9 protein-coding genes are annotated in these 11458 nt (G+C 65.4%); 8 read left to right on the top strand and 1 reads right to left on the bottom strand.

All coding sequences use genetic code 11. The features are described from left to right. Window positions 1-94 precede the first annotated feature (94 nt). The 6 genes from acnA (at window position 95) to AC1MCD_RS08315 (ending at window position 8201) form a co-directional block, all read left to right on the top strand. Window positions 95-2905 (top strand): aconitate hydratase AcnA, encoded by a 2811-nt coding sequence (gene acnA / locus AC1MCD_RS08290; protein WP_498677539.1) that lies wholly within the window; start codon window positions 95-97, stop codon window positions 2903-2905. 127 nt (window positions 2906-3032) lie between these two features. Then, complete coding sequence (dxs, locus tag AC1MCD_RS08295; RefSeq protein ID WP_498677540.1) at window positions 3033-5006, top strand: 1-deoxy-D-xylulose-5-phosphate synthase; 1974 nt, start codon at window positions 3033-3035, stop codon at window positions 5004-5006. Then, window positions 5003-5620 (top strand): DUF402 domain-containing protein, encoded by a 618-nt coding sequence (locus tag AC1MCD_RS08300; protein WP_498677542.1) that lies wholly within the window; start codon window positions 5003-5005, stop codon window positions 5618-5620. The genes dxs and AC1MCD_RS08300 overlap by 4 nt, the downstream gene beginning before the upstream one ends. Beyond that, on the top strand, window positions 5617-6177 hold the full coding sequence (locus AC1MCD_RS08305) for a hypothetical protein (RefSeq protein ID WP_498677544.1): 561 nt from the start codon (window positions 5617-5619) through the stop codon (window positions 6175-6177). Before AC1MCD_RS08300 ends, AC1MCD_RS08305 begins: the two co-directional genes overlap by 4 nt. Before the next feature lie 9 nt (window positions 6178-6186). Next, window positions 6187-7164 carry an aldo/keto reductase gene (locus tag AC1MCD_RS08310; protein ID WP_498677545.1) on the top strand — a complete coding sequence of 326 codons (978 nt, stop codon included), beginning with the start codon at window positions 6187-6189 and terminating at the stop codon, window positions 7162-7164. An 11-nt stretch (window positions 7165-7175) separates the two neighbouring features. Further along, on the top strand, window positions 7176-8201 hold the full coding sequence (locus tag AC1MCD_RS08315; RefSeq protein WP_498677548.1) for a nucleoside hydrolase: 1026 nt from the start codon (window positions 7176-7178) through the stop codon (window positions 8199-8201). Window positions 8202-8226: 25 nt separating this feature from the next. On the opposite strand, the gene AC1MCD_RS08320 is transcribed toward AC1MCD_RS08315, so the two are convergent. After that, entirely contained in the window at window positions 8227-9651 is a 1425-nt protein-coding gene (locus AC1MCD_RS08320) for a mycothione reductase (RefSeq protein WP_498677550.1), read from the bottom strand. Window positions 9652-9848: 197 nt separating this feature from the next. On the opposite strand from AC1MCD_RS08320, the gene AC1MCD_RS08325 reads away from it, so the two are divergent. Continuing rightward, window positions 9849-10703, top strand: coding sequence for an ECF transporter S component (locus tag AC1MCD_RS08325; protein WP_498677552.1), 855 nt, complete (start codon window positions 9849-9851; stop codon window positions 10701-10703). Window positions 10704-10713: 10 nt separating this feature from the next. Continuing rightward, on the top strand, window positions 10714-11457 hold the full coding sequence (locus tag AC1MCD_RS08330; RefSeq protein WP_498677553.1) for an energy-coupling factor transporter transmembrane component T: 744 nt from the start codon (window positions 10714-10716) through the stop codon (window positions 11455-11457). Window position 11458 lies beyond the last annotated feature (1 nt).

Genomic DNA, 11458 nt, shown 5'->3' on the forward strand with positions numbered 1-11458 from the left:
CTGCAACTTTGTGGCCAGCACTAATTAGGCCTGCCTAACTAGCAAGCGGTCTACCGCGCGACAAAGATGAAACTGTTGCGAGAGGAGTCCTGCGATGAGCACAGTGGACAGCTTCGGTTCAAAAGGCAAACTTAATGTAGCCGGAACCGAATATGAAATTTTCCGGTTGAACTCCGTTGAAGGTGCAGAAAACCTTCCGTTCAGCCTCAAGGTATTGCTTGAAAACCTGTTGAGGACCGAGGACGGCGCGAACATCACTGCCGATCACGTGCGTGCCTTGGCCGGCTGGGATCCCAATGCCCAGCCCGATACAGAAATCCAGTTCACGCCTGCCCGCGTGATCATGCAGGACTTCACCGGCGTCCCCTGCGTGGTGGACCTGGCGACCATGCGTGAAGCGGTCAAGGAACTCGGCGGTGACCCCAAGCGGGTCAACCCGTTGGCTCCGGCGGAAATGGTCATCGACCACTCCGTGCAGATCGACGTTTTCGGTAACTCCGGCGCGCTGGAGCGCAACATGGAGATCGAATACCAGCGCAACGGCGAGCGTTACCAGTTCCTTCGCTGGGGCCAGACGGCGTTCGATGACTTCAAGGTTGTTCCCCCGGGAACCGGCATCGTGCACCAGGTCAATATCGAGTACCTGGCACGCACTGTCATGACGCGCGAAATCGACGGCGTTGTCCGGGCCTACCCCGACACCTGCGTTGGCACCGATTCACACACCACCATGGTCAACGGCCTGGGTGTCCTGGGCTGGGGCGTTGGCGGCATCGAAGCCGAAGCGGCCATGCTGGGACAGCCCGTCTCGATGCTCATTCCGCGCGTTGTGGGCTTCAAACTGACCGGGTCCATCCCGGCCGGCGCCACCGCCACTGACGTGGTGCTGACCATCACCGAGCAGCTCCGCAAGCACGGTGTAGTGGGCAAGTTCGTGGAATTCTACGGCGAAGGTGTTGCGGCTGTGCCGCTGGCCAACCGCGCCACCATCGGTAACATGAGCCCGGAATTTGGTTCCACGGCCGCAATGTTCCCGATCGACGACGTCACATTGGACTACCTGCGCCTCACCGGCCGGTCCGAACAGAACGTCGCCCTCGTGGAGTCCTACGCGAAGGAACAGGGCCTCTGGCACGATCCTTCCAAGGAGATCAAGTTCTCCGAGTACCTCGAGCTGGACCTGTCCACGGTTGTTCCTTCCATCTCCGGCCCGAAGCGTCCCCAGGACCGCATCGAGCTCACGGATGCCAAGGAGCAGTTCCGCAAGGACATCCACAACTACGTCGCCATCGAAGACGGCAGCGTGGACGAGTCCCTGGACGAATCGTTCCCGGCTTCGGACGCCCCGTCCTTCACGCACGCCGACTCGCACACCACCGAGACCACTCGTGTTGTGTCCGCAGCGAACGGCGCCCACGGGCGTCCGAGCAGCCCGGTGCACATCAAGACCGAAGATGGCCGCGAGTTCGAACTGGACCACGGAGCGGTGTCCATCGCCTCGATCACGTCCTGCACCAACACGTCCAACCCGTCGGTGATGCTGGCAGCCGCGCTGTTGGCGCGCAACGCCGTCGACAAGGGCCTTATGTCCAAGCCGTGGGTCAAGACCTCCGTGGCTCCGGGTTCAAAGGTAGTCACCGACTACTACGAGAAGTCCGGCCTGACCCCGTATCTGGAGAAGCTCGGCTTCTACATCGTCGGCTACGGCTGCGCCACCTGCATCGGCAACTCCGGCCCGCTGGACGCTGAAATCTCCGAGGCCATCCAGGCCAACGACCTTTCCGTCACCGCAGTGCTCTCCGGTAACCGCAACTTCGAAGGCCGCATCAACCCGGACGTGAAGATGAACTACCTGGCCTCACCGCCGCTGGTCATCGCTTACGCCCTGGCCGGTACCATGGACTTCGACTTCGACACCGATTCCCTGGGCAAGGACGAAGCAGGCAACGACGTCTTCCTGAAGGACATCTGGCCCAACCCGGTTGAGGTCCAGCAGGTCATCGATTCCTCGATCGACAAGGACATGTTCGCCCGCGGCTACGAAGGCGTTTTCGACGGCGACGCTCGCTGGAAGGCGCTCGACACGCCCGCCGGTGACACGTTCGCCTGGGATCCGAACTCCACGTACGTCCGGAAGCCCCCGTACTTCGAGGGCATGAAGGCGCAGCCGGAACCCGTCCAGGACATCACTGGCGCACGCGTGCTGCTGAAGCTGGGCGATTCGGTCACCACCGACCACATCTCCCCTGCCGGTTCCTTCAAGTCGGACACCCCGGCAGGCCAGTACCTGTTGGCCAACGGCGTGGAGCGCAAGGACTTCAACTCGTACGGCTCACGCCGAGGCAACCACGAAGTCATGATCCGCGGCACGTTCGCGAACATCCGCATCAAGAACCAGCTCCTGGACGGCGTCGAGGGTGGCTTCACCCGGGACTTCAGCCAGGCCGACGCGCCGCAGGCCTACGTCTACGACGCCGCACAGAACTACCAGGCAGCCGGCACCCCGCTGGTGGTCCTGGCAGGCAAGGAATACGGTTCCGGATCCTCGCGTGACTGGGCTGCGAAGGGCACGGCGCTCCTGGGCGTCAAGGCCGTCGTCGCCGAAAGTTACGAGCGCATCCACCGCTCCAACCTGATCGGCATGGGCGTCCTGCCCCTGCAGTACCCGGCTGGAGAATCTGCGGCCACCCTGGGCCTGACCGGCACGGAAACCTTCTCGGTTGAGGGCGTCACCGCCCTGAACGAAGGCACCACGCCCAAGACCCTGAAGGTCACTGCCACCGCAGAAGACGGTTCCGCCAAGTCCTTCGATGCGGTCCTCCGCATCGATACCCCGGGCGAAGCGGACTACTACCGCAACGGTGGCATCCTGCAGTACGTCCTGCGTCAGATCACCGCTAACTAGCAGGCATCTGAACCGCAGCATCCTCCCGAAGCCCCGGCCGGTCAACGACCAGCCGGGGCTTCGGCTTTGCATTTCACCCAAGGCGTTAGAGTTAACAGGCACGTCTACCACCCGAAGGAGGGGTCATTTGGGAATCTTGGACACCATCCGGAAACCGCAGGACCTGCATCAGCTGTCCCAGACGCAGCTCGAAGAACTGGCTGATGAGGTCAGGAGTTTCCTGATCACCAACGTCTCCCAGACGGGTGGGCACCTTGGCCCCAATCTCGGTGTTGTGGAACTGACGCTCGCCGTGCACCGCATCTTCGATTCGCCGCGGGACAGCATCGTGTTCGACACCGGCCATCAGTCCTACGTGCACAAGCTTCTGACCGGCCGCCAGGATTTCAGCACCCTGCGCCAGCAGGGCGGCATGTCCGGCTACCCGTCCCGCGCAGAGTCCGAGCACGACATCGTGGAAAGCTCGCACGCATCCTCGTCCCTCTCTTGGGCGGACGGCATTTCCCGCGCCCGGCAGCTCACCGGAGAAGGCGACCGCTACGTCGTCGCGGTGGTTGGTGACGGTGCGCTGACCGGCGGCATGGCTTGGGAAGCCATCAACAACATCGCGGCAGACAAGCGCCGCAGGGTGGTGATCGTTGTCAACGACAACGGCCGCTCCTATGCGCCCACGGTCGGTGGCTTCGCCGACTACCTCGCCTCGCTTCGTCCCACCATCGACTCCTTCCGCGCCACCCCGGCCTACGAAGGAACGCTCGACTGGTGGAAGCGAAAGCTGCAGAACGGCGGCCCGGTGGGCCAGTTCACCTACAAGAGCCTGCATGCCATCAAAAAGGGCGTCAAGGACTGGTGGGCGCCGCAGGGGATGTTCGAGGACCTCGGCATGAAGTACATCGGCCCGGTTGACGGCCACAATCTCCAGGCCATGGAACATGCCCTGTCCACGGCCCGGAACTATGCCGGACCGGTGATTGTCCATGCCATGACCGAAAAGGGCCACGGCTACGCTCCGGCCCGGGCTCATGAAGCTGACCAGTTCCACGCCGTGGGGATCATCGACCCCGAAACCGGTGAACCCACCGGCGCGTCGGGGGCACAGTCCTGGACGTCTGTTTTCGCCGACGAAATCGCAGCCATCTCCGATGAGCGGGCCGACATCGTTGGCATCACCGGCGCCATGCTGATCCCTGTGGGCCTGCACAAGTTTGCCGCCAAGCATCCCGACCGCGTGATTGACGTCGGCATTGCCGAGCAGCACGCACTGACCTCAGCCGCCGGCATGGCCTTCGGCGGGCTCCATCCCGTAGTGGCCGTCTACGCCACCTTCCTCAATCGCGCCTTCGACCAACTCCTGATGGATGTTGCCCTGCATAAGGCCGGCGTCACCATTGTGCTGGACCGCGCCGGCGTGACCGGTCCGGACGGAGCCAGCCACCACGGCATGTGGGACATGGCCATGGTCCAGATTGTGCCCGGGCTGCACCTCGCCGCGCCGCGTGATGCTTCGCGCCTGCGCGAAGAGCTCCGCGAAGCCGTGGCCATCAGTGATGCCCCCACTGTGGTGCGTTTCTCCAAAGGCACGGTCGGAGCCGAGGTGGAAGCCATCGAACGCCTCACCGACGGTGTGGACGTGCTGGCCCGCCGCCCCGCAGGCTCCACCGAAAATGACGTCCTGATTGTCAGCGTGGGCTCCATGTCCGAACTTGCGCTGGACGTCTCCAACCGGCTCGGCGCCCAGGGCATCAGCACCACTGTGGTGGACCCGCGGTGGGTGCTGCCCGTGCGCCGCTCCATCATTGCGCTGGCCTCGCACCACCGGCTGGTTATCTGCATTGAGGATGGCGTCAGGGCAGGCGGAGTGGGATCACGGATCCGGCAGGAGATGCGCGCCGCCGGGGTGGACACCGCCTTGAACGAGGTGGGCCTTCCCGCAGAGTTCCTTGACCACGGCACCAGGAGCCAGGTGATGGAACGGGTGGGACTGACGGCACAGCAGATAACGCACGACGTCGTCGCGCAGGTTTTGGGGACGAAGGTTCCGTTTGCGCGTCCCTTGCCAGGCCAGGAGCATCCCACTACCGGCAGCCTCCCGATTCTGTGAGGGACGAAGACGCCCTGAAGTATCCCGGTGCCGCAGGGGAATACGGCCCGGCCAGGCATACCAGCACCACGAGGGTTCCTGCAGGCCTCCAGCCAGGCCAGCTGGTGGTGGCGCGGAACAGGAAATGGAACGGCAAAGCCCACTGGGTGGTCCCGGGACGGTACCTGGGGGAGGACCGGCACGGCTGGTGGATCTTCCAGGGAACCAACGAGTTCTGTTCCCGGCCCGGCGCCGCGTTCTACACCCGGTCCGATGCCGTGCTGCTGGTGCCGCGGTCGGGGGACTGGGTTGCCACCTTCTATGATTCCGCACATCCCAACGGGGTCCGGGTCTACGTTGACCTGGCAGTGGGCCACGAATGGACAGAGATTCGGCCCGCGGTCAGCGAGTTCCATGTGATCGACATGGATCTGGACGTCATCCGGATGGACGGGCGCGGCGTCTTTATCGACGACCAGGACGAGTTTGCCGAGCACGCGGTCGCCATGAACTACCCGGACCGCCTGGTGCAGGACATCCAGGTTGCCGCAGAAGAGCTTTATCAGGCCGTCAAGGCACAACAGGCACCGTTCGACGGCTCAGACGTCGAATGGTTCACGAAGGGACGGTCATGAGCGGAATTATCAGGGTCTACAAACGGGATGACGAGGGAGTGCTGCACTTCCGTGAAGGCTGGTTCGACGAGGACTACAGCCAGTTCGTGATGAATTACGGCGTGGTGGGCCACCAGAGCAAAACCGAAGAAACAGACGTTGCGGACGCCGCTGCGGTGGAGGGCCTCATGGACGCCTTCGCTGTTCAGTGCGCCGAGGACGGCTACGCCGAGATCCCGGACGAGGAGCAGTTCTGGGTGGTGGCGCAGTTCGCCCTCAAGACCAGGGAAGGCACCGACCGTGACCGCTACCTCGAGGAAAAAGCCAAGGACGCGATCATCAGCCACCTGGCTTGGCGCGGGCTGGGAACCGTGGAACGCTCCGAGTTCAGCGACTACAAGCTCAACATCTTCTGCCTCTGCCCCGAGGTGAACAAAGCTGTGAACGCCATTAAGGTCTGCAGCCGCGGCGAGGACTTGGACTTCACCAAGCTCAGCATCGGTGCCGCACCTTTTACCGACCCGGAAAACTTCAAACTCAAGCACTCGGCGAAGCCCGCCAACAGCTTCAGCGTCTAGGGGACATCCATGACTGAATACCGTCGCCTGGGAAAGTCCGGGCTGTCCGTCTCCGTGGTGGGACTCGGCTGCAACAACCTGGGCCGTGTCAATACGGTGACCGAGTCGCAGGCCGGAACTGACGCCGTCGTGCATGCCGCACTCGACGCCGGCGTAACGCTTTTTGACGTCGCGGACAATTACGGCCGGGAGCCCGGACTCAGCGAAACAATGCTGGGCAAGGCCTTGGCCGGCCGGCGCGACGACGCCGTGGTGGCCACCAAGTTTGGCATGGATGTCCGGGGAGCCAACGGGAACGACTTTGGTGCCAGGGGCTCCCGGCGTTACATCGTGCGGGCGGCGGAGGCGTCGCTGCGCCGGCTGGGCACGGACTGGATCGACTTGTACCAGTTCCATACCCCGGACCCGCTGACCCCCATCGAGGAAACCCTGGCAGCGCTTGATGACCTGGTCACCAGCGGCAAGGTCCGCTACATCGGGCACTCAAACCGCGCCGGCTGGCAGATTGCCGAAGCCGAGTTTGTGGCCCGCGCCGCCGGCGGGACCCGGTTTATCTCCACCCAGAACCACTACAACCTCCTGGACCGGCGCGCCGAGCTGGAAGTTACGCCGGCCGCCGAAGCCTACGGCCTGGGTGTCCTGCCGTACTTCCCGCTGGCCAACGGGCTCCTCACCGGAAAATACTCGCCGAACACAGCGCCCGCAGGGTCCCGGCTCAGCCACACGCGAACCAACATGGTTCACGACGCCGACTGGGACCAGCTGCAGCGGTTCAGCGCCTTCGCCAAGGAGCGCGGGCTGTCCGAGATTCAGGTGGCCTTCTCCTGGCTCGCAGCACAGCCCGCAGTCAGCAGCGTGATCGCAGGGGCCACCAGGCCCGAGCAGATCCGCCAGAACGCCGAAGCTGTCGCCTGGGTGCCCACGCCGGCTGAGCTGGACGAACTCGACGGGATCTTTCCCACGGTCCCCAAAGTCGCACTCTTCTAGGGGCGCGGCCGATGACCAGGCTCCTGCTGGACGTTGACACCGGGATCGATGACGCCCTGGCGCTGGCCTACCTCGCCTCGCTGCCCGACGTCGAGTTCGTCGCCGTCACGGCGTCGCCGGGGAATGTGGATGCGCACCAGGTGGCACGAAACACCCTCGCCATGCTGGAACTGTGCGGCCGCACCGGGGTGCAGGTCGCCGTCGGCGCTGAAAGTCCGCTCGCCATCCCGCTGGTGACCACGCCGGAAACCCACGGACTGCAGGGCGTCGGCCACGCTGTCCTCCCGCCGCCCGCCGGGGCGGTATCGGCGCGGCACGCCGCCGACCTGTGGGTTGAGGCGGCCCGGGAGAGCCCGGGGGAGCTGACGGCGCTGATCACAGCCCCGCTGACGAACTTCGCGCTGGCCATCCGGCGGGAACCCAGGCTGCCCGAACTGCTGGGCAAGGTGGTGATCATGGGCGGCAGCTTCTACCACCAGGGGAACACCACCCCCACCGCTGAATGGAACACCCACGTGGATCCGCAGGCGGCCAAGGAAGTCTACGCGGCCTACCGCGGTGTGCCGCTGGAACGGCTGCCCATTGTCTGTTCACTGGACACCACTGAGCGGATCGAGCTGCGGCCCGAACATGTGATGCGGCTCGCGGAGGCGGCCGGCTGCGCTGAGCGGGAGCTGGTACTGCCGAAGCAGCCCGAAGGGCTCAGGAGCACCGCGGACAGCCCGCTGGTGCGGCACCTGTCCGACGCCCTGCGCTTCTACTTTGAGTTCCACCGGCTCTACGGGCAGGGCTACGTGGCGCACGTCCACGACTACTTCGCCGCCGGTGTGGCAGCCGGGACCCTCGACTACGCCACCCGCCTCGCCACTGTGGACGTGGAGGTTGAATCGGCGCTGCTGATGGGGACCACCGTAGCCGACTACCGGAACCTGTGGCAGCGCCCGCCCAATGCCCGGATCGTGGCGGACAACAACCCGGAACAGGCGTTCGGGGAATTGATTCGGTCCATCGGGGCCCTCGCAGCGCGGCTGCGCTGAACCGTCACTGTGCAGAAACCCGGCCCTACAGCGGAGCGTTGTCGGGCACGTCCACGTCCAGCGCCAGCAGGGCGTTTTCCACCACCTCGGTCAGGGCGGGATGAATCCAGTACGGTCCCCGCGCGAGGGTGGACACAGGGGTAGACAGGGCGATCGCCTGGATCAGGGGCTGGATCAGGCTGGATGCCTCATGGCCGAGGATGTGGGCACCCAGCAGCCGCCCGGTGGACTTCGCCGCGACGAGTTTCACGATTCCCTCGGCGTCCTCCATGGCCCAGCCATAGGCCGTGCTGCCGTATTCCTGGACGGCAACCACTATGTCCGTGCCGTCTTCGGCGTCCTGCCGGGCTTCCTCCTCCGTCAGCCCGACGGCGGCCACCTGCGGATTACTGAACACCGCAAACGGAACCCCCGTGTAGTCGATACTCCGCTGCCCGTCCGGGTGTTCGAGATTGTGGGCCACCACCCGCGCCTCACGATTGGCCACGTGCTTGAGTTGATAGCGGTTGGCGATGTCGCCCAGCGCATAGACGCCCTCCAACGGTTCCCCGTCCGAGAGAATCCGCAGCCGGGCGTCCACGGACAGCGTCTTGTCATTGTTCAGGTCGAAGCCCGCCGCGCCGACGTCCAGCCGGTCAGTGTTGGGCACGCGTCCGGTGGCCATCAGCACGATGTCCGTTTCGAGGCGCAACTGCTTGCCGTCGCCGTCGTCGAACACTGCTGTGACCCGGCCGTCCCCGTTGTCCTCCACCGCCTGTAGCGAGAAGCCGAGCTCCAGCTTCCAGCGGCGGGCGGCAGCCTCGGCGAAGTGCCGCGAAATTTCCTCGTCGTTGCCGCGGAGGAGCCGTTGGGAGCGGTTGACCTGGACCACCTCGGACCCGAAGCCGTGGAAGATGGCGGCGAACTCCGCCGCGATGTAGCCCCCGCCAAGCACCACAACGTGCCTGGGCGGGCCGTCGATGCGCATCACGGTGTCCGAGGTATGCACCTGGGGGAGATCCATGCCCGGGACGTCCGGCACCACCGCCCGGGACCCGGCGGCCACCACCACTTGGTCGGCCGTGATATCGGTTCCGGAGTCGGTCCGCAGCGACCGGGGTCCGGTGAAGCGCACGAATTCCTGATACAGGTCCACGTTGTCCAGCTCCTCGGCCCGGTAGCGCCGGCCGTCTTCGGAGATGGCATCGATGCGGCCGAAAATCCGGTCGCGGATGTCATTCCAGCGCACTTTGTCCAACGTCAGGTCCACGCCGAGACGCGACGCTTCGGCAGGAACGGCGGCCAGGGCCGCGGGGTAGACAAACATCTTGGTTGGGATGCACCCGACATTCACACACGTGCCGCCGAAGACGCCGCCGTCGATAAGGGCCACCCGCTTGTCGTCCCAGAACGGGGTGATCAGTGAGTTTCCCGATCCGGAGCCGATGATGGTGAGATCGTAATGCGGCATGGTTCGGCCTTTCGGAAAGTCAGGACGGCAGGTGTCAGGGAGTCTACTATCTACCGCGTGCCGGGCTGCTTCCCGGTAGACTGATGCCGGACCCGGGCCGGCGCAGACGCCCCCGGCTGCCGCCGAGGTGACATAGGCGGCGTTCCGCGCCGCCCGGCATTCCGGGCGTCAGAGCCTGCCTCCCCCAAAGGAACGCCATGTCATCGCCATCCCTCACCCTGCCGCCGCACACGCCGGCCACAGCCCGTAACCGTCGGCTGCTGGAAACCCTCGGAGCCCTGGCCATCGCAGGGACCTACACCTATCTCGTCCTCAACCAGCCGGCCGACATCACCGGCGGGCCAGGCAGCGCCGCGGCTTTGATCGCTCTTTCCGGCTTCCTCGTGGGCGCTGTCCTGCTAATCGTGGCCGTCCTGCCCACTCTGCCGGTGTCCACGCTGGTGCTGATTCCGGTTGCCCTGGTGCTGAACATCGTCCTGGGACAGTTCGTCGGCAGCACGCTGGTGCCCTTCTACCTTGACGCGATCGGCACTGTGCTGATCGCAGTTCTGGCCGGCCCGGCCGCCGGCGCTGCCACCGGCGCCCTCAGCAGCATCGTCTGGTCCTTCTTCAACCCCACCGTCCTGCCCTTCGCCGCGGGCGCGGCCCTCATCGGCTGCCTGGCCGGCCTCGCCGCGCGCTACGGCCTCTTCCGTCGCTTCTACTTCGTTCCCGTGGCTGGATTCCTGACGGGCATCATCGGGGGCGTGGTCTCGGCTCCCGTTGCGGCCTTCGTCTTCGGCGGCACCTCCGGCCTGGCCACCGGCGCCATCGTCAGCGCCTTCCGCTCCATGGGGGACAGCCTGCTGGCCGCCATCACCAAGCAGGCCCTGATCTCGGACCCGATGGACAAGGCAATCGTTTTCACCCTCGTGGCCCTTCTTGTGTATGCGCTGCCCCGCCGCACCAGGCTGCAGTTCCCTTTCGTCCGGCGGCACCGGGTGCTGGCCGGCCAGGATGTGCTCCCGGAAGCGGATGTGCGGGCGGGCAAGGCCTCCGGCCAGGATTCCTGACTCACCCCTGATGCGCCTCCACCCACTGACGTCGCTGGCGGCTGCCGGCAGCATTGCGGTCATCACGACGGCGGCAGCCTACTTGCCGTTGTCCGTTGCCGTTTGTGCCGCTGCCGTTGGATGGTCGTTCGTGACCGGAACCGCGAACCGGATGCTGCCCGCGGCGGCCGCCGTCCTGGTTCCGTTGGGGTTGTCCCTGCTGGTGCTGCATGGGCTCTTCTTCCCTGAGGGCGTCACCGTTCTGGCCCAGTGGGGCCCGGCGCGGGTGACCTCCGAGGGGCTACGTTTCGCCGTAGAGCGCGTGGCGCAGCTTTCCGCAGCCGTGCTTGCCCTGCTGCTCTTCTCCTTCAGTGTCAGCGTTCCCGACCTGGTGGCGGCTCTGTCGTCGCGCGGAGTTAAGGGACGGTTCGGCTACGTCCTTGCCTCGACCCTCACTCTCTTGCCGGCCATCAGCGCGCGAGTGCACCGGATCCGGCAGGCGCAAGAATCCCGGGGCCTGGTGATCCGCCCGGGCTGGGTTTACCGGGTGATCGCGTTCCGCCTTCAGGCCGTCCCGCTGGTCCTGGGCATGGTGGAGGAGGCCGGGACGCGCGCCCAGGCGCTGGAGGCGCGCGGCTTCAGCGGCCAGGGCCCCCGCAGCAGCTACCGCGAGGTTCCGGATCCGCCAGTCCAGCGTGTTGTGCGGGTGGTGCTGCTTGTTGCCGCCGGTGTGGCAGTCGCCGCCCGGCTGGGTTTCCCGACGGCGGGCGCCTAGC

This window comes from Arthrobacter sp. BF1 (genome assembly GCF_056680215.1).